The organism is Azoarcus sp. DD4 (genome assembly GCF_006496635.1).
In the GTDB taxonomy this organism is placed as follows: domain Bacteria; phylum Pseudomonadota; class Gammaproteobacteria; order Burkholderiales; family Rhodocyclaceae; genus Azoarcus.
This window is the reverse complement of sequence record NZ_CP022958.1, coordinates 1,405,006-1,431,865: the sequence shown is the minus strand read 5'-3', so window position 1 is coordinate 1,431,865 and position 26,860 is coordinate 1,405,006. Positions and strand designations below refer to the sequence as shown.

22 protein-coding genes and 1 riboswitch are annotated in these 26,860 nt (G+C 67.4%); of the genes, 11 read left to right on the top strand and 11 right to left on the bottom strand.

Annotation, left to right across the window (positions count from 1 at the left end; all coding sequences use genetic code 11):
* The first annotated feature begins 19 nt into the window (after positions 1-19).
* The 4 genes from CJ010_RS06790 (at position 20) to CJ010_RS06775 (ending at position 3,462) form a co-directional block, all read left to right on the top strand.
* Positions 20-1,375, top strand: a complete 1,356-nt coding sequence (locus tag CJ010_RS06790; RefSeq protein ID WP_141017329.1) for an aromatic ring-hydroxylating dioxygenase subunit alpha — start codon at positions 20-22, stop codon at positions 1,373-1,375.
* Positions 1,362-1,898 carry an aromatic-ring-hydroxylating dioxygenase subunit beta gene (locus tag CJ010_RS06785; RefSeq protein WP_141017328.1) on the top strand — a complete coding sequence of 179 codons (537 nt, stop codon included), beginning with the start codon at positions 1,362-1,364 and terminating at the stop codon, positions 1,896-1,898. Before CJ010_RS06790 ends, CJ010_RS06785 begins: the two co-directional genes overlap by 14 nt.
* A 152-nt stretch (positions 1,899-2,050) precedes the next feature.
* Positions 2,051-2,656, top strand: coding sequence for a cysteine hydrolase (locus CJ010_RS06780; RefSeq protein WP_141017327.1), 606 nt, complete (start codon positions 2,051-2,053; stop codon positions 2,654-2,656).
* Positions 2,653-3,462, top strand: a complete 810-nt coding sequence (locus CJ010_RS06775) for an SDR family oxidoreductase (RefSeq protein ID WP_141017326.1) — start codon at positions 2,653-2,655, stop codon at positions 3,460-3,462. Before CJ010_RS06780 ends, CJ010_RS06775 begins: the two co-directional genes overlap by 4 nt.
* Before the next feature lie 80 nt (positions 3,463-3,542).
* On the opposite strand, the gene CJ010_RS06770 is transcribed toward CJ010_RS06775, so the two are convergent.
* The gene (locus CJ010_RS06770) at positions 3,543-5,123 is read right to left on the bottom strand and encodes an NAD(P)/FAD-dependent oxidoreductase (RefSeq protein WP_141017325.1); all 1,581 of its coding nucleotides are present in this window, start codon (positions 5,121-5,123) and stop codon (positions 3,543-3,545) included.
* 224 nt (positions 5,124-5,347) lie between these two features.
* The gene (locus CJ010_RS06765) at positions 5,348-6,379 is read right to left on the bottom strand and encodes an AraC family transcriptional regulator (RefSeq protein WP_141017324.1); all 1,032 of its coding nucleotides are present in this window, start codon (positions 6,377-6,379) and stop codon (positions 5,348-5,350) included.
* 514 nt (positions 6,380-6,893) lie between these two features.
* Here CJ010_RS06765 and aceA point away from each other — a divergent pair.
* The 6 genes from aceA to parC all read left to right on the top strand — a co-directional run bounded on the left by aceA (position 6,894) and on the right by parC (position 15,422).
* Complete coding sequence (gene aceA / locus CJ010_RS06760; RefSeq protein WP_141017323.1) at positions 6,894-8,207, top strand: isocitrate lyase; 1,314 nt, start codon at positions 6,894-6,896, stop codon at positions 8,205-8,207.
* Positions 8,208-8,351: 144 nt separating this feature from the next.
* Positions 8,352-8,451: riboswitch (glycine riboswitch) on the top strand.
* A 270-nt stretch (positions 8,452-8,721) separates the two neighbouring features.
* Positions 8,722-9,336 (top strand): trimeric intracellular cation channel family protein, encoded by a 615-nt coding sequence (locus CJ010_RS06755; RefSeq protein ID WP_141017322.1) that lies wholly within the window; start codon positions 8,722-8,724, stop codon positions 9,334-9,336.
* A gap of 73 nt (positions 9,337-9,409) precedes the next feature.
* On the top strand, positions 9,410-11,383 hold the full coding sequence (locus CJ010_RS06750) for a DNA topoisomerase IV subunit B (protein WP_141017321.1): 1,974 nt from the start codon (positions 9,410-9,412) through the stop codon (positions 11,381-11,383).
* Positions 11,384-11,465: 82 nt separating this feature from the next.
* The gene (locus tag CJ010_RS06745; RefSeq protein WP_141017320.1) at positions 11,466-12,257 is read left to right on the top strand and encodes a TIGR01458 family HAD-type hydrolase; all 792 of its coding nucleotides are present in this window, start codon (positions 11,466-11,468) and stop codon (positions 12,255-12,257) included.
* 60 nt (positions 12,258-12,317) lie between these two features.
* Entirely contained in the window at positions 12,318-12,833 is a 516-nt protein-coding gene (locus CJ010_RS06740; RefSeq protein ID WP_141017319.1) for a hypothetical protein, read from the top strand.
* Between the two features lie 192 nt (positions 12,834-13,025).
* Positions 13,026-15,422, top strand: a complete 2,397-nt coding sequence (gene parC / locus CJ010_RS06735; RefSeq protein WP_141017318.1) for a DNA topoisomerase IV subunit A — start codon at positions 13,026-13,028, stop codon at positions 15,420-15,422.
* A 105-nt stretch (positions 15,423-15,527) separates the two neighbouring features.
* Here parC and CJ010_RS06730 read toward each other — a convergent pair whose 3' ends face one another.
* Together CJ010_RS06730 and motD are read right to left on the bottom strand one after the other, a co-directional pair.
* Positions 15,528-16,010: a bacteriohemerythrin gene (locus tag CJ010_RS06730; protein ID WP_141017317.1), complete on the bottom strand. Its 483-nt coding sequence runs from the start codon at positions 16,008-16,010 to the stop codon at positions 15,528-15,530.
* 90 nt (positions 16,011-16,100) lie between these two features.
* The gene (gene motD, locus CJ010_RS06725) at positions 16,101-16,946 is read right to left on the bottom strand and encodes a flagellar motor protein MotD (RefSeq protein WP_141017316.1); all 846 of its coding nucleotides are present in this window, start codon (positions 16,944-16,946) and stop codon (positions 16,101-16,103) included.
* Positions 16,947-17,113: 167 nt separating this feature from the next.
* Here motD and CJ010_RS06720 point away from each other — a divergent pair, with 167 nt between their 5' ends.
* On the top strand, positions 17,114-18,736 hold the full coding sequence (locus tag CJ010_RS06720) for a methyl-accepting chemotaxis protein (protein ID WP_141017315.1): 1,623 nt from the start codon (positions 17,114-17,116) through the stop codon (positions 18,734-18,736).
* Positions 18,737-18,825: 89 nt separating this feature from the next.
* Here the strand turns inward: CJ010_RS06720 and CJ010_RS06715 are convergent, their stop codons facing one another.
* From CJ010_RS06715 to CJ010_RS06685, 7 genes are all read right to left on the bottom strand, one after another.
* Positions 18,826-19,566, bottom strand: coding sequence for a flagellar motor protein (locus tag CJ010_RS06715; RefSeq protein ID WP_141017314.1), 741 nt, complete (start codon positions 19,564-19,566; stop codon positions 18,826-18,828).
* A gap of 73 nt (positions 19,567-19,639) precedes the next feature.
* The gene (locus CJ010_RS06710; protein WP_141017313.1) at positions 19,640-20,410 is read right to left on the bottom strand and encodes an RNA polymerase sigma factor FliA; all 771 of its coding nucleotides are present in this window, start codon (positions 20,408-20,410) and stop codon (positions 19,640-19,642) included.
* A gap of 124 nt (positions 20,411-20,534) precedes the next feature.
* Positions 20,535-21,317, bottom strand: a complete 783-nt coding sequence (locus tag CJ010_RS06705) for a flagellar FleN (RefSeq protein WP_141017312.1) — start codon at positions 21,315-21,317, stop codon at positions 20,535-20,537.
* Position 21,318: 1 nt separating this feature from the next.
* Complete coding sequence (gene flhF, locus CJ010_RS06700; protein WP_141017311.1) at positions 21,319-22,833, bottom strand: flagellar biosynthesis protein FlhF; 1,515 nt, start codon at positions 22,831-22,833, stop codon at positions 21,319-21,321.
* 137 nt (positions 22,834-22,970) lie between these two features.
* Positions 22,971-25,067, bottom strand: a complete 2,097-nt coding sequence (flhA, locus tag CJ010_RS06695) for a flagellar biosynthesis protein FlhA (protein WP_141017310.1) — start codon at positions 25,065-25,067, stop codon at positions 22,971-22,973.
* Between the two features lie 16 nt (positions 25,068-25,083).
* A complete protein-coding gene (gene flhB, locus CJ010_RS06690; protein ID WP_141017309.1) occupies positions 25,084-26,229 on the bottom strand; it encodes a flagellar biosynthesis protein FlhB in 1,146 nt (381 codons plus the stop codon).
* 151 nt (positions 26,230-26,380) lie between these two features.
* Entirely contained in the window at positions 26,381-26,839 is a 459-nt protein-coding gene (locus CJ010_RS06685) for a DUF192 domain-containing protein (RefSeq protein WP_141020600.1), read from the bottom strand.
* Positions 26,840-26,860: the final 21 nt, after the last annotated feature.

The following is a 26,860-nucleotide window of genomic DNA, read 5'->3' as shown; positions in this document are numbered from 1 at the left end:
CAACCCGAGGAGAGCAGCAATGACTCTGTCCAACGAAGCGCTCGCCGCCCTGGTGCGCGCCGACAGCGTGCACAAGCGCGTCTATACCGACCCCGAGATCTTCGCCCTGGAGATGGAACGCATCTACGGCCAGGCCTGGATCTACGTCGGCCACGAAAGCCAGGTGAAGAAGACCGGCGATTACCACACCACCCGCATCGGCGATCAGGACGTCATCATGGTCCGCGCCGCCGACGGCAAGGTGCACGTGGTCTACAACCGCTGCCCGCACAAGGGCGCCAAGGTGGTAGCCGACGGCGACGGCTGTACCGGCAAGTTCTTCCGCTGCCCCTACCACGCGTGGACCTTCAAGCTCGACGGTTCGCATCTGTCGCTGCCGCTGAAGAATGGCCTGGAAGGCACCTGCTACGACCCCGCCAACCCCGACTTCTCGATGAAGGCGGTGGCCCGCGTCGACAGCTACCGCGGCTTCGTCTTCGCCAGCCAGTCGGCCGAAGGCCCGGATCTCAAGACCTTCCTCGGCGGCGTGGCGTCTTCGATCGACAACCTGTGCGAGCGCTCGCCGGTGGGCGAGGTGGAAGTGGCCGGCGGCACCTTCCGCGTCATGCAGAAATCGAACTGGAAGGTGTTCTACGAGAACCTGCACGACACCATGCACGCCCGCGTGACGCACGAATCCTCCTTCGTCGCCGCGCGCGAAGAAGCGGCGGCGCTGGGCGAGATGCCTTTCGAGCTGCTGATCATGGACGGCAACGGCGAGCCCTACGAGTTCTGGGAAAAGCTGGAGCTGCGCGCCTATCACAACGGCCACGGCTACATGGAAGGCATCTTCGACCCCACCGCCGCCACGCGCGACCCGGTCTCGCGCGACCACTTCGCGGTGCTGACCGAAGCCTACGGCGAAGACAAGGCCCGCCAGATCCTCGGCATGAACCGCCACAACACCATCATCTACGGCAGCGGCTCGCCGCACACCGTGTTCCAGCAGTTCCGCGTGATCCGCCCGGTGAGCGTGGACCGCACCATGATCGAGATCCAGACCTTCCGCCTGAAGGGCGCGCCGGACGCGGTGTTCGACCGCGCGCTGACCTACGCCAACCTGATCAACTCGCCCTCCTCCAACGTGATGCCGGACGACGTCGAGGTGTACAAGCGCTGCCAGGAAGGCAACCAGACCCACGGCGGCGACTGGGTGAGCCTGCACCGCTACCTCGGCACCGACCAGGAAACGCCGGACGGCATGGTGTCCACCAACGGCACCAGCGAACTGCCGATGCGCAACCAGTTCGCCGCCTGGAAGCAGTACATGCTCAACCCCGCCCCCACCCGCCAACGCCAAGCCCAGGAAAAGGAGGCCGACCGTGCAACTGCTTGATCGTACTTTCGACGTCTCCACCGCGCCGGTGTCCGGCGCCAGCCTGTCCGCCGAGGCCATCCGCCGCGTCGAGCAGTTCCTCTTCCACGAAGCCCGCCTGCTCGACGAGCGCCGCTTCGCCGAATGGCTCGCTCTATGGACCGAGGACGGCCGCTACTGGGTGCCGCGCTTCCACGACCAGGCCAACCCCTTCGAGCAGATCTCGCTGTTCTGGGAAGACAAGATGCTGCGCGAGGTGCGCGTGCGCCGCGTCGAGAACGCCCGCAACTGGTCGCAGCAGCCGCTCACCCGCAGCGCCCACCTCGTCGGCAACATCACCATCGAGGGCCTGGACGCTGCCGGCCACCTGATCGTGCGCTCCACGCTGCAGCTCACCGAATGGCGCATCGACCAGCGCCAGCTCGCCGGCGCCGTGTTCCACAAGCTGGCGGCCACCGAGGACGGCAGCTGGAAGATCGTGCTCAAGCGGGTGAACCTGGTGAACTGCGACGACGTGTTCGCCAACCTGGAGGTGTTCATCTAGATGCGCGCGTCCGCACGGCCGCCCGAAGGAAAGCGCGCCCCTCCCCTGGGGAGGGTGAAGCAGGGGTTTCGCGGAGCCCCGCTCCGCGCCTGCGTAACGAGCCGGCTGTGCAAAGCCGACGCTCCGGTGCGCCTGGACGGGAGGGCAGAAAAATGACAACGCCGGTTGTCCTCGCCCTGCACTACCAGAACGACCAGCTGCACCCCGAGGGCCGCATCCGTGTGGGCCTCGCCGAGGACGACCCGGCGCGCGCCCGCCTGATCGCCGCCGCCGGGCGGCTGCTGGCGGGCGCCCGCGCACGCGGCTGGCCCGTCATCCACGTGCGCATGGCCTTCCGCCCCGACTACGCCGACCTCGCCCGCAACACGCCGATCTTCCGCAAGACGGCGGAGATCGGCGCGGTGCGCGACGGTCACTGGGGTTCCGAATTCTTTTCCGAGCTCGCGCCGCTGGACAGCCCGCGCGAGTTCGCCTTCAAGCACAACCGCATCAGCGCCTTCTACGGCACCGAACTGGAAGCGCTGCTTCGCCTGCTCGACGCAAAGCAGCTGGTGATCGCCGGCATCGCCACCCACTCGGTGGTGGAGAGCACGGTGCGCGACGCCGCCGACCGCGGCTACGAAGTCACCGTCGCCGCCGATGCCTGCGCCGCCGCTGGCACCGCCCACGACAACGCGCTCGCCAGCATGCGGCTGATCGCCGAGGTCGGCGACGTCGACAGCGCCTTCGCCACCCTCGCCCCCAAAGGAAACGCATGAGCACTACCGAAACCCCGCGCCTGGCCGGCAAGGTCGCCATCGTCACCGGCGCCACCCAGGGCCTGGGCGCCGACATCGCCCGCGTGCTGACCGGCTCCGGCGCCACCGTGTACATCGTCGGCCGCGGCCGCGAAGCCGGCGAGGCGGTCGCCGCCGGCATCGGCAGCCAGGCCCGCTACCTGGAAGCCGACATCACCGACGATGCCGCCATCGAGCGCTGCATCCGCACGGTGATCGACGACTGCGGCCGTTTGGATTTGCTGGTGAACAACGCCTGCAGCTACAACGACCGCGGCCTGGCTTCATCGCGGGCCGAATGGCTGGCGACGCTGAATGTGAACCTGGTGTCCGGCGCGATCTTCACGCAGAAAGCCGCCGAGGTGATGCGGCCCGGCAGCGTGGTGATCAACCTCGGCAGCACCGGCGGCAAGTTCGGCGCCGACGGCCGTGCGGTCTATCCCGCCTCCAAGGCGGCGATCATCCAGATCACCAAGAACTTCGCGGTCAGCCTGGCGCCGCTGGGCATCCGCGTGGTGTCGGTGTCGCCGGCGTGGACCTGGTCGCCCTCGGTGGAGAGCATGACTGGCGGCGACATCGCCAAGGCCGACGCGGTCGGCGCCCACTTCCATCCGCTCGGCCGCATCGGCCGCGGCGAGGAAGTCGGCCGCGCCATCGCCTTTGCCGCGAGCTCGGATGCGTCGTGGATCACCGGCATCGACATTCCGGTGGACGGCGGCTTCTCCATCCTGGGGCCGGACCAGGGACGGTCGCCGCGGGAGTGGTTTGCGCGGCTGCAGCCCACCTGAATATCACCTCCCCCGAAACAGAAACGGCCGATCCGGACATCCCGGATCGGCCGTTTCACGCGTGACGCGCTGACCTCGGCTCAAGCTTTCGCCAACGCATTCGCCACATGAAACCCCGACGCGCCCGACAACCCCGGTCCCGGATGCGTCGAGGCACCGATGTGGTACAGCCCTTTCACCGGCGTGGCGTGGTTCTTCACCCCGCGCAGCGGCCGCCAGAACAGGTACTGGTCGATCGCGCATTCCCCCGAGTACGGGTCACCACCCACCAGGTTGATGTTGAGCCGCTCCAGGTCCGCCGGCGAGATCACCTTGCGGCCGATGATGCTGGCCTTGAGATTCGGCACATGCGCGGCGATCCGCTCGATCGCGCGGTCGGCGTAGCGCTCGCGCACCTCTTCCGTCCAGCTGCCGTCGGCCGGCGCGGCGATTTCGCCGGCGGCGTCGCCGCGCACGGTGCGCGGGCATTCCGGCAGCTGCACCCACATCACCCAGCCTCCGGCCGGCGCGCGTGAGGGATCGACCGCGCAGGGCTGGGCCACGCAGATGGTGCCTTCGGCCGGCAGCAGGCCGCGCTCGGCCTCGTTCACCGCGCGCGACACGCCGTCCAGGCCGCTGGTCAGGTGCAGGTAGATCACCTCGCGCAGCTTCGGGTCTGCCCATTGTGGCGGCTCGGACAGCGCCAGGTGGATCTGCATGTTGCCCTTGCCGTAGCGGTACTGCGCGGCCTGGCTGCGCAGCGGTTCCGGACTGTGGGCGGCGGGCAGCAGGCGGCCGTAGAGCTGAGTAGGGGTGACGTTGCAGATCACTTGCTTCGCCTCGAACACCCGGCCGTCGCCGGTGCGCACGCCGCGCGCCTTGCCGCCTTCGACCAGAATCTCGGCAACGTCGGCACCAGTCTCGAAGCGCCCGCCGGCGGCTTCCACCACCGCGCGGAAGGCATCCACGGTGCGCGCATTGCCGCCCTTCACCAGCGGCAGGCCGACGGCTTCCAGCGTGAAGGCGATCACCTGCGCCATCAGCGCCGACATCGCGCTTTCCGGGCCGAGGCCGGTGTGCAGCACCCAGGGCGCGAGCATCGCCCGGACGAGGTCGGACTTGAGGTTGGTCTCCATCCATGCGCGGCAGCTCTGCATCGCCGGGCCGAAGAAACCGACCGTGTCGTGCGTGCCCTGCTTCCACAACCGGCCGAGCATGGTCTTGGCGACGCCGACGCTCCATAGCTCGTTGCCGAGCAGCGCAAAGATCAGCTGGGCGTTCTGCTCAACGAAGGCCATGCCTGCGCCGTAGGCATCGCCATCGCCGGGGGCGAGCGCGTTCATCATCGCGATGTTGGCGGCGCGGTCGCGGCCGAGGATCAGCGAACGGCCGTCGGGCAGCAGCACGCCGGTGGGGGTGGCGTTGTTACCGTAGTCCAGCCCGTTGGCGTGCAGCGCGTCCTTGAGCTCGGCGTAACCGGGCGAGGTGACGAACAAGGGATGCGCGGTCGACATCGTGTCGTGCAGATAGCCGGGCGCAGTGAGTTCCTCGCTGCGGATGCAGCCGCCGAGCACCGCCTCGCGCTCCAGCACCAGCACCTTCTTGCCGCGTTTGGACATCACGCCGGCACACACCAACGAGTTGATGCCGCTGCCGACGATGATAGCGTCGTAGCTGCTCATCGCGCGCCTCCTTGGAACCGGACGGCGGACTTCGCGGGTTGTGCAGGGGCATGGGTGCTCATGGCAATCGGCTCCGGGACTGGAAAGAAATGAAGCCCAGCGTGCCGCCGGTGCCCCGGCCGCGCTAGCCGAATCGCGCAGCGCCTTATCCGCTTTGAGCAGCTTTGCGAACGGCCGTCCCGGTGCGACCCATACATGTGCAAAGCGCGCCGCCGCAGCTCGCGTCAGTGGCGCAACATGCAGGTATCGCGGGGCAGCTCGCCGAAACGCTCTCGGTAGTAGGCGGAGAAACGGCCGAGATGGCCGAAACCGTACTCGAGCGCCACCTCGGTGACGCTGACCAGCGGATCGGACACGAGGCGCGCGCGCGCCGCATCCAGCCGCACGTTGCGCAACAGCACCATGGGCGCGACACCGCGGTAGCGATGACAGAGGATATTGAGCGTGCGCGCGCTCACCCCGGCCGCCTTGGCCAGATCGGCCAGCGAAATCGGCGCAAACAGCCGGCTGCGCATGTAGTCCTCGACCGCGTCGAGCTTGCGCCCCGCCAGTCGCTCCGAGGATGACAGCGCGATCGCCTCTTCCTCGTCGCCGCGCAGATCGCGCGCCAGTGCGCTCGGCTGGTGCGCCAGCAGGAAGAGCGCCACCGTCTGTTCGAACTGGTTGAGCCAGCCTGGATGGATGCCGGCCTCGCCCGGCATCGGCAGCAAGTTCAACAATTGCTGGACCAGCGCCCGCCATTGCTGATTCAGCGCCGGCTCCAGCACGAAGGCCGATTCCAGCCCGACGCCGCAATCGGGCGCGTTGTCCGGGCAATGGCTGCGCGTACAGGTGTGACAGGAAACCTGACGCACCAGCTCGTAAGGCACCTTGAGGATCAGCTGCTCGCAGCCCGGCTGCCAGACCAGGCGGATGTGCCGGCGCGGCGCGACCACCGCGGCCTCGCCCTGCGCCACGGTGATGCGCACACCGTCGCATTCGATTTCGGCCGCACCACGAAGGGGCATCTGCACCAGGGCGAAGTCCTTGAACGGCTCCGGCCGCACTTCGACCTCGGCGCCATAGCGCAGCGCGAGAAAGCTCATGCGATTGACGTCGGCGCGGAACAACGCGGTGTCGACATTGCCGCGGCGCCAGTCGAGATCGTGCCCGCACAACTCTCGGCTGAGCTGCGTGTGGGACGCAACAGCAGAGCGGGACTGGAAGACACAATTCCGATAGACCTTGGTCAGGTCCAGATTCGCCGATGGACTCATGGTTTGCCGCCTCTCCGTGGCCTGCTCTTCCCTGCGTCGGGCCGGCTTGCACCCGGCCTCGCGGAAAAGCATCGCTTATTTGTTTATAAGTAAAAATTACACTCCTATCGTGCTGCTGGGCAATCCATTTTCAGCAATGGAGTCCGCGTGAGCCGATCTCACCCCGTGGGTAGCAAACATCGGACCATGCCGGTGCAAGGTCCGTCCGGCGACAAGCGCTCGCGAACCGGATGTGCATCGCAGCAGCAGAAAACCTCGATCTCGTTTCACAACGTTGATTTAGATTTCACATATCGGAACGAATTTTTTAATACGCTGATTTTAATTGATAAAATTTTTTCTTATATCTTATATAAGACATATTGCTGCTACGCGGAATGCTCCCTATACTGCCCTTCAACCGACGCAGCTTTCTCCCTCGAAGCGATGTCGGCAGAGCAGTCGAAAACGCCGGGGCTCACCACCCGGCAAACATGGTTGCCCCCTTCTTCGCCAACACTGACAAGGATCCATCATGACCCTGACCCGCGAACAGCAAATTGCCGCCCTGGAAAAAGATTGGGCTGAGAATCCCCGTTGGAAAGGCATCAAGCGTGGCTACAGCGCCGCCGACGTGGTGCGCCTGCGTGGCTCCCTGCCGATCGAATACACCCTGGCCAAGCGCGGCGCCGAAACCCTGTGGGCCAAGGTCAATGGCGGCGCCAAGAAGGGTTACGTGAATGCCTTCGGCGCGATCACCGCCGGTCAGGCGATGCAGCAGGCCAAGGCCGGCCTGGAAGCCGTGTATCTGTCCGGCTGGCAGGTCGCCGCCGACGGCAACACCTCCGAAACCATGTACCCGGACCAGTCGCTGTACGCCTACGACTCGGTGCCGACCATGGTTCGCCGCATCAACAACACCTTCAAGCGCGCCGACGAAATCCAGTGGTCGCGCGGCATCGAGCCGGGCTCCAAGGAATTCATCGACTACTTCCTGCCGATCGTGGCGGATGCTGAAGCCGGTTTCGGCGGCGTGCTCAACGCCTTCGAACTGATGAAGAACATGATCGCCGCCGGCGCCGCCGGGGTGCACTTCGAAGACCAGCTGGCCGCCGTGAAGAAGTGTGGCCACATGGGCGGCAAGGTGCTGGTGCCGACCCAGGAAGCGATCGAGAAGCTGATCTCGGCCCGTTTCGCCGCCGACGTGATGGGTGTCTCCACCCTGATCCTGGCCCGTACCGACGCGGAAGCCGCCAACCTGATCACCTCCGACCACGACGCCAACGACAAGCCCTTCCTGACCGGCGAGCGCACCCAAGAAGGCTTCTACCGCGTCAAGAACGGTCTGGAGCAGGCCATCTCCCGCGGTGTCGCCTACGCTCCGTACGCCGACCTGGTGTGGTGCGAAACCGGCACGCCGGACCTCGGCTTCGCCCGTGAATTCGCGCAGGCCGTGCATGCCGCCTGCCCGGGCAAGCTGCTGTCGTACAACTGCTCGCCGTCCTTCAACTGGAAGAAGAACCTGGACGACGCCACCATCGCCAAGTTCCAGGAAGAGCTGTCGGCGCTGGGCTACAAGTACCAGTTCATCACCCTGGCCGGCATCCACGTCAATTGGTTCAACACCTTCAAGTTCGCCCACGCCTACGCCCGCGGCGAAGGCATGAAGCACTACGTGGAAATGGTGCAGGAGCCGGAATTCGCCGCTCGCGAACAGGGCTACACCTTCGTGTCGCACCAGCAGGAAGTGGGCGCCGGTTACTTCGACGACGTCACCACCGTGATCCAGGGCGGCTCCTCCTCGGTGAAGGCGCTGACCGGTTCGACCGAAGAAGAGCAGTTCCACTAAGCATCAGTTTGCGGCAATCGGAGCGCCTCCCCGCGCTCCAGTTCCTTCGGGCCCCCGCCTTCACCGGCGGGGGCCTTTTTTGTGCACGCCGCCCCGCCGCGGGCACCACCGGTTTGACCACGTCGGCGTGTCGCCGGATAATCGAGCCTTCTCGCGGGAGAGCGAGGTCGTCCGGGCAGCCGGACCCTCCGCCGAAGGCGCAAACTCCCATAATCGCTCAGGCACACCGAACCGCGGGAAACGTTCGCCGACTGGAGAGCGATCGACCGCCGGCACAGCCGGCGCAAGCGATCCACCGAAGGGGCAGGCGCCGCAAGGGCGCCGAAACTCTCAGGTAGAAGGACAGGGGGAGAGGCAGCGCAAGGCACACGGCTCACCGCAACGGCGGCGCGCCCACCCTGCGCGCGCACCCACCCCAGGACGATCGCCCGATGATGCCCTTCTCCAGCCGCCCCGCCGGCCCCTCCTCCTTTGTTTCGCGCACTTGCGCCCACGTCGCGAGCGGAGGTGCGCCGTGCTGACCACCATCTACCTCATCGCCATCACCGCCGAGGCCATGTCCGGCGCGCTCGCGGCCGGCCGCCGCAACATGGACATCTTCGGCGTCGCGGTCATCGCCTTCGTCACCGCGCTCGGCGGCGGCACCATCCGCGACATGATCCTCGGCCATTTCCCCATCGGCTGGACCCAGCACCCGCAGTACGTCTATCTGGTGATCTCCGCCGGCCTGCTCACCACGCTGGTAGCGCGCTACATGCACCATCTCAAGACGGTGTTCCTGGTGCTGGACGCGATGGGTCTGATCGCCTTCTCGCTGATCGGCTGCGGCGTCGCGCTCGGCATGGACTATCCCACCCCGGTGGTGATCATGTCCGGCATGATCACCGGCATCTTCGGCGGCATCCTGCGCGATGTGCTGTGCAACCAGGTGCCGGTGGTGTTCCGCCACGAGCTCTACGCCAGCGTCTCGCTCGCGGTGTGTGCGCTTTACCTGTCGCTGCACCACTTCGGCGTGCCCGAGCAGATCAATATTGCGGCGAGCTTCGCCGCCGGCCTCACGCTACGGCTGCTGGCGATCTGGCGCGGCTGGAAGCTGCCGACCTTCTCCTACCGCGAGCGCTGGGAGTAAGAAGTTCGCCCGTCAGGGGGCGTGCGCCTGCTATCCTTGCGCCCGATCCGCATCCGCTAGTGGCGACCCAGGCATGACAAGCAAGCAATACGACGAATCCTCTTTCCGCGTCCTCAAGGGGCTGGAACCGGTGCGCGAGCGCCCCGGCATGTACACCCGTACCGACTCCCCGGCGCACATCATCCAGGAAGTCATCGACAACGCCGCCGACGAGGCGCTCGGCGGCTTCGCGAAGAAGATCCACGTCACCCTGCACCTCGACGGCTCTGTCACCGTGGCCGACGACGGCCGCGGCATCCCGGTCGGGCTGCATCCCGAGGAAGGCGTGCCGGTGGTAGTGCTGGCCTACACCCGGCTGCACGCCGGCGGCAAGTTCGACAAGCGCGAGGGCAACAGCGCCTACGCCTTCTCCGGCGGTCTGCACGGCGTCGGCGTGGCGGTGACCAACGCGCTGTCCACGCGGGTGGAGGTGGAGGTCAAGCGCGACGGCAAGCTGCACCGCATCGACTTCAGCGACGGCGGCGAGAACATCGGCCAGGTGCGCATCGAAGGCGAATGCGGCCGCCAGACCGGCACCCGGGTGCGCGTCTGGCCCGACCCGAAGTACTTCGAAGCGCCGCGGGTGCCGATGAACGAGCTCGAACGCCTGCTGCGCAGCAAGGCGGTGCTGCTTTCCGGCGTCGCCGTGCGGCTGGACATCGAGCAGGCCAATGGCCCGGTGCTGACCAAGACCTGGTCCTACCCGGAAGGCCTCGCCGGCTACCTCAAGGAACTGGCCGGTGACACCGAGCCAGTGGCACCGATCTTCACCGCCGAGAAGTACGCCGGCAAGGACGACGCCAGCTTCGCCCCCGGCGAAGGCGCGGCCTGGGCGCTGGCCTGGTTCGAATCGGCGGTGCCGAGCGAGTCCTATGTGAACCTGATTCCCACGGTGAATGGCGGCACCCACGAATCCGGCCTGCGCGCCGGCGTGTTCGAGGCGGTGAAGTCCTTCATCGAGCACCACACGCTGCTGCCGCGCGGCGTCAAGCTGCAGCAGGAAGACGTCTGCGGCCGCATGAGCTTCGTGCTCTCCGCCCGCCTGCTCGACCCCCAGTTCCAGGGCCAGGTGAAGGAAAAACTGAACTCGCGCGAAGCGGTCAAGCTGGTCTCCAGCCAGCTGCGCGACCCCTTCGAGATCTGGCTGAACAACCACGTCGACGCCGGCAAGGCGATCGCCGAGCTGTCGATCAAGCAGGCGCTGGCGCGGCAGAAGAGCGCGCAGAAGGTCGAGAAGAAGAAAACCTCCGGCGTCGCGGTGCTGCCGGGCAAGCTGTCCGACTGCGAATCCGAGGACATCGCCGAAAACGAGCTCTTCCTGGTCGAGGGCGACTCCGCCGGCGGCTCGGCGAAGATGGCGCGCAACAAGGAAACCCAGGCTATCCTGCCGCTGCGCGGCAAGGTGCAGAACGCCTGGGAGATCGACCCCGACCGCCTGCTCGCCAACGCCGAGATCCACGACATCGCGGTGGCGCTCGGCGTCGATGCCCACCGTGCCGACAGCAACCCGGACCTCTCGGGCCTGCGCTACGGCAAGATCGTCATCATGTCCGACGCCGACGTCGACGGCTCGCACATCCAGACCCTGCTGCTCACGCTGTTCTTCCGCCATTTCCCCAAGCTGATAGAGCGCGGCCACATCTACGTCGCCCAGCCGCCGCTGTACCGCGTCGACGTGCCGGCGCAGGGCAAGAAACGGCCGCCGCGCCGGCTCTACGCGCTCGACGACGGCGAGCTCGCCGCCATCCGCGACCGCCTGGCGCAGGAGGGCTTCAAGCCCGACGCCATCGAGATCGGCCGCTTCAAGGGCCTGGGCGAGATGAACCCCGACCAGCTGCGCGAAACCACCATGGACCCGGCCACCCGCCGGGTGCTGCCGGTGCAGGTGCGGACAGAAGCCATCGAGCAGACCCTGAAGATGTTCACCCTGCTGATGGGCAAGGGCGAGGCCTCCGGCCGCCGCGCCTGGATGGAGGAAAAGGGCGACACGGTCGAGGCCGACATCTGAACCGGCGGGATGCGGTGCTTGCCGCCCTGCCGCTGCCTTCCTATAACGGCAGCAGCACATCGCCCATTGCCGCAGACCCGCCATGACGGCCTCCACGACCACGCTCCAGTACCGCCGACCTCGGGCCGTACTGATCGATCTCGCGGGCGTGCTGCACATCGGCGACACCGCCATCCCCGGCTCGATCGCAGCCTTGGCCCGCCTGCGCGATGCGCAGCTGCCGGTGCGCTTCCTGACCAACACCACGCGCACGCCGCGCGACCTTATCGCCGCCAGGCTGCGCCACATGGGATACAGCATCGACGCCGGGGAGATCCAGACCGCGGCGCATGCAGCGCAGCAACTCGTGTGCGCACGCGGCCTGAACCCGATGTATCTGGTCCATCCCGACCTGCGCGCTGAAGTCGGCCCGGACGCGGACCGCCCTGACGCAGTGGTGATGGGCGACATGGGGCCCTTCCTCGACTACACGCGCTTGAACGCCGCATTCCGACTGCTGATCGACGGCTGCCCCTTCATCGCGATGGCGCGCAACCGCTACTACATGGACGTCGACGGCCTTGCGCTCGACATGGGCGCCTTCGTCACCGGACTCGAGTTCAGCAGCGGAACGACGGCCGAGATCGTCGGCAAACCGGCGGCAGGTTTCTTTCACAGCGCATTGGCCGAGCTCGGCGTCGCCCCGGCGGACGCGTTGCTGATCGGCGACGACCTCCACGACGACGTCGGTGCGGCGCGCGCCGCCGGCATCCGTGCCGTCCTGGTGCGCACCGGCAAGTTCCGTGCGGGCGACGACGCCGAGCCGAACGTACCCCCCGATCTCGTCGCCGACGACTTTGCCGCCGCAGTCGCGCACCTGCTGGCGGAGGACTGACCCGGCGCGACGGAATGCTCCTTGCTTGATGCAGTGGATCACCATCCCGAGTCTTGCGTCATGGCCCGCCCCACGCCCAAGGAAAACCTCGTCGATTTCGGTCCGCTGCCGGCCCACGTCAATTCGCTGTTGCAGGAAGGCGTCGGCTGCCACCGCAGCGACCCGGCCCGCGCCCGCGCCCTCTTCCGTCACGCCATCGAGATCTCGCCGTCCTCCTTGCCGGCCTACCGCTGCCTGCTCAAGCTGCAGAACCAGCAGCGCGAATTCGACGACGCCCTCGCGGTCGCGATGGAAGGCCTCGCCGAAGCCGCCCACCAGGCGCGCGTCGGCCAGGACTGGCGCACCTGGACGCTGGCCGAGGTCGGCGACGACAAGCGCCGCAGCGTGCCGCAACGCTTCCTGCTGCTGTTCCTGAAGGCGATGGCCTTCATCGAGCTGCGCCGCGGCAACACCGAAATCAGCCGCAACCTGGTCGCCCAGCTCAAAGTGCTCGACCCTGAAGACGGCTGCGGCCATTCGGTAATCTCGGCAATGCTGGACGACGTCGACGACGACGCCGAGACCGAGACCGACTGATAGCGCCCCGCTCCCGGCGAGTCAGGATTCCGACAAGCACGACGCCGGCGTCGCATCATCGACGGTGATCGGCTGCAGCCGGCTCGCGCCATGTCACGCAGACGGGTTAAGATCGCCCCCTTTCCGGCGTGGCCGGCAGTCGCCCTGCCGCCAACCGCGCCGCTGGCCTTACGATCCCGGCCCTGATCCCCGATGAGCAACGACATTCCCGACCTGTTCGGCGACACCGCCACTCCCCCCGCCGCCGCAGACGCGCCGCCCCCGGCCCCGCCGGCCGCAGCAGCCCCGCCGGCCGCCCCGCCTGCACCGCCCGCGCCGTTGATGCCTTCGCCCGATGGCGCGCTGCCGCTCGATCTCTACGCCGAGCGCGCTTACCTCGCCTACGCGATGAGCGTGGTGAAGTCGCGCGCGCTGCCGCAGGTCGAAGACGGCATGAAGCCGGTGCAGCGCCGCATCCTGTTCGCGATGAACGAGATGCGGCTGTCGGCCACCGCCAAGCATGTGAAGTCGGCACGCGTGGTCGGCGACGTGATCGGCAAGTACCACCCGCACGGTGATTCCAGCGTGTACGACGCGATGGTGCGGGTGGCACAGGACTTCTCGCTGCGCTATCCGCTGGTCGACGGCCAGGGCAACTTCGGCTCGCGCGATGGCGACTCGGCTGCGGCGATGCGTTACACCGAATGCCGGCTGACACCGATCGCCGAACTGCTGCTGGCCGAGATCGACCGCGGCACGGTGGACTTCGTCCCCAACTACGACGGCGCCTTCGAAGAGCCGCAGCTGCTGCCCGCGCGCCTGCCCTTCGTGCTGCTGAACGGTGCCTCCGGCATCGCGGTCGGCATGGCCACTGAAATCCAGCCGCACAACCTGCGCGAGGTGGCCGAGGCTGCCTGCCACCTGATCCGCCATCCCGACGCCGGGCTGGACGACATCCTGCCGCTGCTGCCCGGCCCCGATTTCCCCGGCGGCGGCCAGCTGATCTCCTCGCCCGAAGCGATCCGCGACGCCTACGCCGGCGGCCGCGGCAGCCTGCGCATGCGCGCGCGCTGGCGCATCGAGGAACTCGCCCGCGGCCAGTGGCGGGTGATCATCGAGGAACTGCCGCATGGCGTTTCCGCCGCGCAGGTGCTGTCCGAGATCGAAACGCTGACCAACCCGCAGCCGCGCGCCGGCAAGAAGGAAGTCAGCCAGGAGCAGAAGCAGTTGAAGCAGCTGGTGCTCGGCGTGCTCGACACCGTCCGCGACGAATCCAGCGACAAGGCGCCCGTGCGCATCGTGCTGGAGCCCAAGTCCAGCCGCCAGAGCCGCGACGAGTTCATGGCGGTGCTGCTCGCCCACACCAGCCTCGAGACCTCGGTCTCGGTCAACATGACCATGATCGGCCGCGACGGCCGGCCGCAGCAGAAAAACCTGGTGCAGATCCTGCGCGAGTGGATCGACTTCCGCTACGTCACCGTCGAGCGCCGCACCCGCCACCGCCTGGACGAGGTCGATCGCCGCATCCACATCCTGGAAGGCCGCATGATCGCCTTCCTGCACATCGAGGAAGTGATCCGCGTCATCCGCGAATCGGACGAACCCAAGCCGGCGCTGATCGCCGCCTTCGGCCTATCCGACATCCAGGCCGAGGACATCCTCGAGATCCGCCTGCGCCAGCTCGCCCGCCTCGAAGGCTTCAAGATCGAGAAGGAGCTGAACGAGCTGAAGGAAGAGCGCGACGGCCTGCAGCACCTGCTCGACAACCGCGCGGCGATGACCAAGCTCATCCTCAAGGAGATCGGCGAGGACACGAAGAAGTACGGCGATGACCGCCGCACCCTGATCGAAAGCGTGGCGCCGATCGCCAGCGCCGAAATCAGCGTCGCCGACGAACCGGTCACCGTGATCCTGTCGCGCAACGGCTGGATACGCTCGCGCCAGGGCCACGGCCTGGATGCTGCAGCGATCAGCTACAAGGCGGGCGACTTCGCCTTCGCCCTGCTGGAAACGCGCACCACCTGGCCGCTCGTCGTCATCGACACCCACGGCCGCGCCTACACCATCAAGGTGTCGGACCTGCCGGGCGGGCGCGGCGACGGCGTGCCGATCGCGACCCTGGTCGAATTCCAGGACGGCGGCAAGCCGGCGCAGGTGGTGAGCGACGATCCCGCCACCACATGGTTCTTCGCCAACTCCGGCGGTTACGGTTTCCTCTGTTCGGTGGCCGATGCCACCAGCCGGCAGCGTGCCGGCAAGTCGTTCATGGCGCTGGAGAAGGGCGAGAAGGTGCTGGCACCGGCCAAGGCGTTCGGCGAGTGGATCGCCGCGGCGTCGGAGAATGGCCGCATCCTGGTCTTCCCGCGCGCCGAGATGAAGACGCAGAGCGGCGGCCGCGGCGTCATCGTGATGGCGCTTGACGAAGGCGAGGCGCTGTCCGCCGTCGCGGTACCGGCCGACGACGCGGTGCTGACGGTGGAGGGCGGCGGTCGCGGCGGCAAGACCACCACGATCGAACTCAAGCCCTTGCAGCGCGAAAGCCTGCGCCACCGCCGCGCACGCAAGGGCGCACCGCTGGCGCCCAGGATCAAGCCCGAGCGCATGCGCTGAAGCGGAACCGCCACCCACTGACAAAACGGCGCGAGGGATGATGCCCTCGCGCCGTTTTCGTTTCCCTGCCGCGCCGACTCCTGCACCGCCGCGGCATTCGCGCGATCAGGCCCGCGCCTTCCAGAACTGCCACCAGCGCCGGTTGGTCATCGCCGCGTGGGCCTCGACCATCCATTCCGGCCGGGTGCCGTTGGCGATGAAGTAGGCACCGAAGTGCTTGTCCACATCGAGGATGTGACGGATCAGCCACATGCGCAGGAAATGCAGCAGTTCGAAGGTGATCGACGCTTCACCGCTGTCGAGCTTCTCCCGCAGCACGTGGATCTGGTCGATCAGGGCTTCGTGGTAGCCGCGGTGGGTTTCGTATTCCGGGTAGTTCGATTCGCGCATCAGGCGCTCCTCGATGGCGAAGTGCGTGCGGGTATACTCGATGAGTTCGTCCAGCGTGTTGCGCACCTGCTTGGACGCCTTGTGATCCCGGATCGCGCGGTGAAGCTGGTTGATCAGGGCGACCAGTTCCAGATGTTGCTCATCGATATCCGACACCCCGACGTTGTAGTCGTCGTCCCACTCGAACAGCTCGGCCATGGTCTCCCTCTCGATTGCCTGCGGGTTTGCAATGGGCACGAGTATGGGCTGCCGGCCGCGGCGGCATCTTGACGCCGGTCAACGGCCAAATCACTGGCTGGCGCTGGCCTCCGGGAGGATGGAACGGATGGGGTCGTCACGCGGAATGCGGCCAGGCGCCGCGGGGGCCAGTTCGCCCACGCGCGACTCGATCATGATGGTGACGCGGCGGTTGCGCGCCCTCCCGGCCTCGCCGTCGTTGGCCGCCACCGGCCGCTGATCGGCATACCCCGCCGCCGTCAGGCGCTCCGCCGCGACGCCGGATTCGATGAAGAGGCGTACCACCGACGACGCCCGCACCGCCGACAGCTCCCAGTTGGACGGAAAACGGAAAGTGCTGATGGGCACATTGTCGGTGTGGCCTTCGATGGTGATGGGGAAATCCGCCCCGGCCAGCACATCGGCCACCGCGCGCAGTGCCGAGACCGCCGCCGTACCCAGCGTCGCCTCGCCGGGTGCGAACAGCACGCTGGCGTTGATCTCCACCGCAATGCCGAACGCGCCTTCGGAAATGCTGACCTGGCCGCCCTGTGTCAGCGGCGCCAGCACGCGGCGTATTTCCTCCGCCATGTTGCGCATGCGCTGAGCGGTCTGCTGGCGGCGCGCCTCGGCCGCCTCCTCTTCGGGCGAACGGCTGGGCGACATCGGCGACGGCACCGCGGGCGACACCACACTCACCGGCGGCAGCACGATCTGCTGGCCGCTCTCGTTGATGTTGATGCTGCGGAAAGCCTGCACCAGCGAATCCGACAACACCCGGTACTTGCCCTCGTTGATGGACGACAGCGAGTACATCACCACGAAGAAGGCGAACAGCAGGGTGATGAAATCGGCGTAGGAGACGAGCCAGCGCTCGTGGTTCTCGTGCTCGTCTTCCTGTTTGCGTCGGCGTGGCATGGGTGGGCTCCGGGGCTGAGGCATTCTACGGAAAAAATCCGCGATCCTTTAACGCCTCATCCGGTGCGGCCCCGTCCGGCAGCGTCCGCCGACTACGGGAAATCCCTCTCAAGCTCGGCGACCGACTGTCGTTACAGTGGGCACCCTTGCACTCGACTGGAAGCGCCATGGACTTCATCCTCAACAGCATCCGCAACAAGCTGCTGATTATCTGCGGGGGTGGCACCGCGCTCGTGCTGCTGGCTGCTACCGTCGGCCTCTTCCTCCAGTTCCGCAGCATCGACCAGCTCACCAGCGGCGAACTCGCCGAGTTGCAACGGATGCGCGCGGTAGCGATCGACAGCAAGGTGAACTACTACGACCAGTTGCTGGAGTGGAAGAACACCATCCTGCGCATTACCGACGCGGAAGCCCAGAACAAGCACTGGACCACCTTCCGGACGCTGGAGCAGCAGGTCGAAGACAAGGTCGCCGCCCTGAAGACCGTGGACGTTGCCGAGATCCGCACCCTGGCCGACCAGTTCAGCACGGAGCACAAGGCGCTCGGCGCGCGCTACCAGAAGGCGCTCGACGACTACAAGATCGATTTCAACATCTACGACCTCGAACAGAACGTCCGCGACACCGATTCGGCCTCGGACGCCCTGCTCGACCGGCTGGTGGACGCCATGGTGCGCCACATCGACGCGCAGACTCAGGCCATCCAGCGCAGCTCGCATCGCGCGGTGTTCATCAGCATCGCGCTGATGGCGGCGGCCTGCGCGATCGCCTTCGTCGTCTTCCTGTGGCTGCTGCGCCAGCAGGTCACCCGCCCGGCGGAGGAGCTGGAAGCCAGCCTGCACCGCCTCGCCAAGGGCGATTTCAGTTCGCCTATCCGCGCCCACACGCGTGACGAGATCGGCCGCATCGCACTGAGCGCCGAATCCATCCGCCGCGACCTAGGCAGCCTGATCCAGCAGGTCGCCCGTTCGGTCGAACAGGTGGACAACGCCGCCGGCGGCATGGCCGGCGAAACCCGCAGCGTTGCCGATGCCACCGCCGGCACCTCGGAGATCGCCGCATCCACCGCCGTGACGCTGGAGGAGGTGACGGTGTCCATCCAGGCCATCAGCGATAACGCCGGCCGTGTCAGCGCACTGTCACGCACCGGGCGCGACGAGGCCCGCGCCGCTGAATCACAGCTGGCGACACTCGCGCGGTCGGTGGACGAATCCACCCAGGTGATGAACGCCGTGACCGACACCGCCCGCGCCTTCATCCAGAACGCCGAGAAGATCACCACCATGACCCAGCAGGTGCGCGAGATCGCCGACCAGACCAACCTGCTGGCACTCAATGCCGCGATCGAGGCGGCCCGCGCCGGCGAGCAGGGTCGCGGCTTCGCGGTGGTCGCAGACGAGGTGCGCAAGCTCGCGGAAAAGTCGGGCCACTCCGCCAGCGAGATCGACGCCATCACCTCCACCCTGGGCGAACAGGCCCATGCGCTGGAACAGGCGCTCAACCACGGCCTGCAGACGCTGGAATCCAGCCGCGACAGCATGGCCGGCACCTCGCAGGCGCTGGGTGCGGCCAGTCAGTCGTCTGCCCGTGCGGCCGAGGAGGTCGAGCAGATCAGCCAGGCGGTGCGCGAGCAAAGCGCCGCCAGCACGCAGATCTCGCAACAGGTGGAACGGATCGCCCAGATGGTGGAAGACAGCCACGGTGCGCTCGGCCGCATGACCGACACCGCCAACCGCCTGCATCACCTGGCGGACGATCTCAAGGCTGCGATCGACAGCTTCCGGCTCTAGGAAAGCACCCGCAGCGCAGCAGGAGAAAGCGGACCATCACCGCCGTGCCGCACCAAGGCGATGGCGCGCCCCCTCGGGGCCTGTCGGGCTCACACAACGTAACCCTGCATGCGGCTTTCGATGATGCGCGGGTTGTCGCCGTTGGCGATGCCGACCAGTCCGTCGACGAACATCTCGCGCTGCGCCACCAGGGTCGCGATGTGAGCAAGCAGCTTCTTGGCGATGGGCAGGAACACCAGGTTGGCGGAACCGACGCCGTAGATGGTCGCGACGAAGGCCACGGCGATGCCGGAGCCGAGCTTGGCCGGGTCGGACAGATTTTCCATCACGTGGATCAGCCCCATCACCGCACCAAGGATGCCGATGGTCGGTGCATAGCCGCCCGCCCCTTCCCAGATCTTGGCGCTCTGGCGCAGCTGGGCTTCCCAGGCGCCGATCTCAACCTCCAGCACTTCCCGCAAACGGCCCGGCTCGACGCCGTCGACCAGCATCTGCAGCCCCTTGCGCATGAACGGATCGGGCAGACGGTCCACCTGCGCCTCGAGTGCCAGCAGCCCCTCCTTGCGTGCGACCTGACTCCAGCTCGCAACCTGCTGGATGATGGTGGCGTGGCTGGTGGCCGGCGGGACGAACACCCACTTCGCCATCCGCATGCCGTCCATGAACACCCGCAGCGGGCTCTGCAGCATGACCGCGCCCAAGGTGCCGCCGATGACGATGAGAAAGGCCGTGGGCTGGAGCAGCGAGGCAATGTGGCCGCCCTCCATCGCCTGGCCGACGAGGATGGCGGCGATGCCCAGGGTAAGTCCGACGAGGCTGATGCTATCCATGCAGGTTCAGTCCGGTTGTGGGCCTGGCCGGGGCATCCGAACCGCCGGGCTGTGCAGCATCCAGGCCTGGTTATCAGGCCTCCGGCGCCCGCTTGGGCGGGCGCCCGCGCCGCGCGCCGCCGGTAGCGGGCGTTCGCGCACCGATGACACGCGCACGCAGCCGCGCCACCGCCTGGCTGTGGAGCTGGCACACGCGCGACTCGGTCACGCCCAGCACCTCGCCGATCTCGCGCAGGTTGAGCTCTTCTTCGTAGTACAGCGCCATCACCAGCTTCTCACGCTCGGGCAGGTCGTCGATCGCGCGGACCAGATGGACGCGCATGTCGGCATCTTCGAGCAGCTCGAGCGGGTTGGAACCGTGCTCGCCGAGATGGCGTTCGAGATAGTCCTCGCCTTCGCCATCGGTGAAATCCTCGAAATAGACCAGCTGGTGGCCGCGTGCATCCTGCAGCATGCGCTGGTATTCGGGCAGCGACACGCCCAGCGATTCGGCCAGCTCGGTTTCGCTCGGCGCCCGGCCGTGCTGTTGCTCGAGCTGATGGATAGCCGATTCGATGCGTCGCATGTCGCGTCGCAGGCTGCGCGGCAGCCAGTCGTTTTCGCGCAGACCGTCGAGCATGGCGCCGCGCACCCGCTGCACCGCATAGGTTTCGAACTGCGCACCCAGGCCTTCCTCGTAGCGGCTGATTGCGTCGAGCAGGCCCATCATGCCGTTCTGGATGAGATCCTCGACCTCGACACTGGCCGGCAGCTTGGCCATCAGCTGGAAAGCGATACGCTTTACCAGCGGGGCATAGGCCACCACCAGGTGATTCTTGTCGAGATTGCCCTCAGCGTCGTACATCCAGCTCGCCTGTATCTTTTTGCGGCGGGGACGCTCGCCGGCGCCGCCGTCGCTGTTCGCGGGCGCCCATTTTCCCGCACTGACGCCGGCATTACCAGCAGCATAATTGAATGGCAGCATGCCCTCATGCTCCCGACGTACGATGCCCGCCCGGTGTTGCCAGGCGCCGCAGGAAGGCGGCTTCCGGCTCGCACGGCGGGGTCTGCACGGCCGGCGCCTGCAGCCCGGCGGCAAGATCGTCGCGCTCCACTTCGCCGACGAAGGCGAGCGGCACGCCGACATGGCGGCGCACCAGCGCCTCGAGGCTGGCGAAGAAGGCCGCCGCTTCCGCCCGGCTGCGCGCACGGCAGACCGCGACGTGGAGCGAGCCGGCGCCGGCCGCAGCCAGCTGCTTGATCGTCTGGTAGGCCTCGGTGGCTCCGCTGGCGCTGACTTCGGCCACCAACAGGCGGCGCGGCGCGGCCTGGACAAACGGCGAAGGGTAGTCCGGCGATGCGGCGTGGATCAGCACAAAGCCGGCATGGCGATGCAGCACCCGCATCGCTTCCACCAGGCAGGCACGGCGGGCATCGTCGAGCAGCGGCAGGGCCAGCGCGGCAGCGGCGGCAGGCACGCGCCCCATCAGGCCAGGTACCGGCTGCAACAGTTCGGCCAGCGTAAGACGGCCATCGAGCATCTGCAGTAGATCCAGCCCGGGCGGCAGGCCGAGCACCTCGGCCAGCGCGTCTTCGCCGGTGGCTTCGTCGAGCAGCAGCACACGTTCGGCGCGGCCGGCAATACGGTGCGCCGCGCGCACCACGTTGTGGGCACGCTGGCGCCCCGCGGCATAAAGCGCCACCACCGTCGGCGGTGCCTTGCGGAACAGCCGCCTCAGCCCTGCGGCCTGGTCTTCACGTCGGTCGAGCATGTCAGGCTCCAGTGCCGGCGGCAAGCATGAGGCCGGCCTCGTCCCCGCTGACTCGCCACGGCGACTCCGCCGATTGTTCGCGCAGTGCGCGGTGCAGCAGGTAGGCGCGGTTGGGCAGATGGAGGTCTTCCGGCACGCGCTGGCCATTGGTGACGTAGAGCAAGTCGAGTTGGCGACGCACGGCGACGTCGATCGCCGGCGCGAGCGAGGCCGCCTCGTCCACCTTGGAGAAGATGACGCCGGCAAGATCCGGCCCGGCATAGGCGCGCACCACGTCGTCCAGGGTGTCGCCGCGGCAGGTGGCATTGAGCAACAGCAGGCGGCGCACCTCGCCGGCGCCGCTCAGCATCGCGGCCTGCTCGGCGACCATGCGGTCGCGCTGGCTGACGCCCATGGTGTCGATCAGCACCATGTGCTTGTTGCGCAGTTCGGCCAGGGTCTGGCGCAGGTCGGCGGCGTCGCGCACGGAGAACACCGGCACGCCGAGGATGCGGCCGTAGATGCGCAACTGCTCCTGCGCGCCGATGCGGTAACCGTCGGTGGTAATCAGCGCCAGCTTGCTGGCGCCGTGGCGCACCACGCAGCGCGCGGCGAGCTTGGCGGTGGTGGTGGTCTTGCCGACACCGGTGGGGCCGACCAGGGCGAACACGCCGCCGCGGTCGATGAGGTCATCGTCGGAGGCACGGGCACGCAGTGCGCGGTCGAGCTCGGCACGCACGGCGGCACGGGCCGCCTGCGGGCTGTCGTCCTGGCCTACCGCCTCGGCAAGCTTGCGCGCACTCGGCGCGGAGAAACCGGCTTCGAGCAATTCGCCGACGATGGCGGCGCGGGCCGGCGCCTGGCGGCGCGTTTCGCCCCAGGCGAAACCAGCGAGCTGGCGTTCGATCATGCCGCGGATACCGGCAAGTTCGGCCATCAGCCGGGCGTTGGTCTCCTGCAGTTCACGCACCCGGCCGTCGTCGCGCGGGCGGCTGTCGATCGCCTCGACACGCGTTTGCGGCACCTGGATCGCAGCCGGTTCGGACGGCAGCGGTGCCTCGTCGCGCAGACGCGGCGCGCTCGGCGCAGCCGTCCGGCGGGTCTGCACCGCGTCTGCGCGCAGCATGTAGTCGGCCGTTTCGATGCGCGGCGGGTTGAACGGGCGGATCACCTTGTCGGCAGGGGCACGCGCGGCGGCAGGTGCCTGCGTACGCGGCACGGCGCCGGCGGCGAGCGCCGACAGGCTGACATGGAAATCGTCGTCCTCGAAGCGTGCGGCAGGCTGCGGCCGCGCGGCACGGAGTTCCTCGCGCTCGACGGCGGGACGCGCCACCGGCCGGGCGGCCGGCTGCACCGCGGGGCGGGCCGGGCGCGACGCGCTCTGCAAGGCCCCGACGGCGTCGGCGGGCAGGGCCAGGATCTCGACGCCGCCTTCGACCGCCCGGTTGGACAGCACGATGGCATCGGCTCCGAGTTCCTCCTTGAGCGCACGCAAGGCTTCGCGGGCGGTGGGGGCAAAGTAGCGCTTGACGTTCATGACGATTCTCCGTGCGGCCACGCATTGCGCGCAGCTTTGACAGGATTATCGCCAAACGGCCCTGTCCGCCATGGGGCGAATAAGCCGGCTTTCCCCCGCTTATTCGTGCCGCGGCCGACGCGGCACCGCGCCCGGCATCAGGCAGCCCCGCCCACCATGGCGGTCACGCGGATGGTGCGCGATTCCGGCACTTCGGCGTTGGAGATGACCTTGAGCGTCGGCACCGCGCGACGCAGGAAGCGCGACAGCAGCATGCGCAGTTGCGCCGGCACCAGCAGCACCGGCGGCAGGCCGATGTCTTCCTGGCGCTGGGCGATCTGTGCGGTCTGGCGCAGCAGTGTGTCGGCCAGGCCGGGCTCGATCGCGCCGCCGTCGCTGCCGGCGCTCATCGCCTGCATCAGGATGCGTTCCAGGCCCGGCTCCAGTGCCATGACCTGCACCTCGGCGCTGCCCGGGAACAGGCTCTGGATGATCGCCCGCCCCAAGGCCTCGCGCACCTTGGAGGTGAGTTCGAGCGGGTCCTGGTTGCGCGGCGCATGCTCGGCCAGCACCTCGATGATGGTGCGCATGTCGCGGATGTTGACGCCTTCGTCCAGCAGGTTCTGCAGGACGCGCTGCACCGTCGAGATCGGCAGCAGCTTGGGCACCAGGTCGTCGATGAGCTTGGGCGCTTCCTTGCCGATGTGGTCGAGGAGCGCCTGGGTTTCCTGGCGGCCCAGCAGCTCGGCTGCGTGGTTGAGGATGAGGTGGTTGAGGTGGGTCGCCACCACGGTGCTGGCATCGACCACGGTGTAGCCGAGCGCATGCGCCTGTTCGCGGCTGCCGGCATCGATCCAGTAGGCAGGCAGGCCGAAGGCCGGATCCTTGGTCTCGCGCCCGGTCATCGGCCCCGACACCCGCCCCGGATTGATCGCCAGGTACTGTCCGGGATAGGCCTCGCCGCTGCCGATCTCCACACCCTTCAGCGCGATGCGGTAGGCATTGGGCTTGAGTTCCAGATTGTCGCGGATGTGCACCGGCGCCGACAGGAAGCCGACCTCCTGCGCGAACTTCTTGCGCAGGCCGCGGATCCGCTTCAGGAGTTCGCCGTCCTGGCCCTTGTCCACCATGGGAATCAGGCGATAACCGACCTCAAGCCCAAGCACGTCCACCGGCGCGACATCGTTCCAGCTCGCCTCCTGGGCTTCGGCCTGGGGCTGCGCCGCGGCCTGCTGGGCGGCCGGCGTCGGCGGCGACTCGGCCTCCTCCTGGAGCTTCCTGTTGCGCTGCCAGGCGAGCGCGCCGAGCGCCGACGCCAGCAGGATGAAGACGAGGTTGGGCATGCCCGGGATCAGGCCGAGCACGCCGATGATGCCGGCGGTGAGCGCCAGCACCTGGGGATTGGCGAAGAGCTGCCCGATCACCTGCCCGCCGATGTCGCCCTCGTCGCCGACGCGCGACACCACCAGGCCGGCCGCCACCGAGATGATCAGCGCCGGGATCTGCGCCACCAGGCCGTCGCCGATGGTGAGCAAGGTGTAGGTGTGGGCGGCCTCGCCGGCAGCCATGCTGTGCTGGATGATGCCGACAAAAAGCCCGCCGATGATGTTGATGACCAGGATCAGGATGCCGGCCACCGCGTCGCCGCGTACGAATTTGGACGCACCGTCCATCGCGCCGTAGAAGTCGGCTTCCTGCGCGATCTCCTTGCGCCGGGCCTTGGCCGTCTTCTCGTCGATGAGGCCGGCGTTGAGGTCGGCGTCGATCGCCATCTGCTTGCCCGGCATCGCATCCAGGGTGAAGCGCGCGCTCACTTCGGCGATACGGCCCGCACCCTTGGTGATGACCACGAAGTTGATCAGGGTGAGGATGATGAACACCACGATGCCGACCGCGGTGTTGCCGCCGACCAGGAAGTGGCCGAAGGCCTCGATCACCTTGCCGGCGGCGTCCGGCCCGTTGTGGCCTTCGAGCAGCACGATGCGGGTGGACGCGACGTTGAGCGACAGGCGCAGCAGCGTGGTTACCAGCAGCACCGTGGGGAACACCGAAAAATCCAGCGGCTTCTTGGAATACATCGCCACCAGCATCACCATCACCGACACCGCGATGTTGAAGGTGAAGAAGACGTCGAGCAGGAAGACCGGCAGGGGCAGCACCATCATCGACAGAATCATGACGATGAGGATGGGTGCGGCCAGCTGGCGCAGGTTGGCGGCGGAGAGGAGTTCGCGCAGGTTGAGGGTATTGTTCATGGCGGTTCAGGCGGGCTCAGGCCTCGTCGGGCGATCCCGGGTCCATGCCTTCCGGCACGGTCAGGTCGGTCGGCGTCGAGGGCGGCAGACCACCGCTCTCCATCCAGTGGTTGAGCTGATAGACATAGGCCATCACTTCGGCGACCGCGGTGTAGAGCGCCGCCGGAATGGCCTGTTCGAGCTCGCAGTTGGCATACAGCGCACGCGCCAGCGGCGGCGCTTCAAGCAGCGGCACATCGTTTTCGCGCGCGACCTCGCGGATCTTCAACGCCGTCTCGCCGCGCCCCTTGGCCACCACCACCGGCGCCCCCATGCGGTTGGCGTCGTACTTGAGCGCGACCGAAAAGTGGGTCGGGTTGGTCACCACGACATCGGCGTTGGGCACCGCAGCCATCATCCGCCCGCGCGCCATCTCGCGCTGCATCGCGCGGATGCGGCCCTTGAGCTGTGGATCGCCGTCCTGCTCCTTGGACTCCCGCTTGACCTCTTCCTTGGTCATGCGCAGCCGCTTGTGGTATTGCCAGAGCTGGAATGGCACGTCGAGCAAGGCCAGCAGGCCAAGGCTGGAAGCGATCAGCAGGGCCGTGAAGATCACGGTTTCGGCGAAATCAGGCATGCTGACTTCGAGCGGCTCGATCATCAGGTCGAAGAGATGGTCCTTGTAGGCCCACAGTACCGCTGCGCCGACACCGCCGACCAGCAGCGCCTTCAGTGTCGCCTTCACCATCTCGGCCAGACCGTGCACCGAGAACATCCGCCCCAGCCCCTGGATAGGATTTAGGCGGCCGAAGTTCGGCCCCAGCGCCTTCGGCGCGAACACCAGACCACCCAATGCGATCGGCGAGGCGACCGCCGCCACCAGCAAGGCCAGGAACAGGGGCATGAGCGTCAGCAGGGCGCCCCCCAGCAGATTCTGCAGCTCGGCCAGCATCAGCGTCGGGTCGTAGGCCATCTCGCGCTCGAAGCTGAAGGCCTGCCGTATCAGGGCGAGCATCCGCTGCGCCATCCAGCCGCCCAGCATCCAGAGGGTAACGACGCCGGTGATGGTGACGAGAAAGGTCGACAGCTCGCGCGACTGCGGAACCTGCCCTTCCTCGCGGGCCTGCTCCAGCCGTCGCCCTGATGCTGGTTCTGTTTTCTCGAGATCGCTGTCTTCGGCCACCGCCGGCTCCGGATACGCCGCGCCGGGCCGGGATCAGGCCGGGCGCAAAGGCAGATGCGGCAATTATCGCCGCCCAGCGGCAAGCGTCAGGCGTGGAATAAGCGGGACAAAGCGCCGCAATTCGGCGCCAGCGCGCGGCGGTAAACCCGCCTCAGTAGCCGGCCGGCAGGCGCTCCACACCGCGTATGCTGTCTCCCGCCTTCAGCCCGCGCTCACGGAACCAGCCTTGGTTCATCTCCAGGGCGAAGCGCGCCGCACCGCTGGCGCAGTGGCTGTCCTCGGTCTGCGGCTTCATGTCCTCGATGTTGAGGATGCGCCCGCGCGCGTCGAGAAAGGCCACCGAGAGCGGCAGCAAGGTGTTCTTCATCCACATGCAGTGGCGCGCGTCTTCGGTGAACACGAACACCATGCCGTGCTGCGCGGCCATTTCCCTGCGGTTCATCAGGCCAAGCTGCCGGTTTTGCGGCGTTGCAGCCACTTCCACCTCGATCCGGTACATGCCGGCTGACAGTTCGCTCCGCGGCATTTCCGTGCGCGCCTGGGCTGCCAGCGCCGGCACGGCCAGGGTCAAGGCAAGCAGGACACGCGGCAGGACAGGCAGATGCGTCATGTTCATCTTTGATCCGGGGAA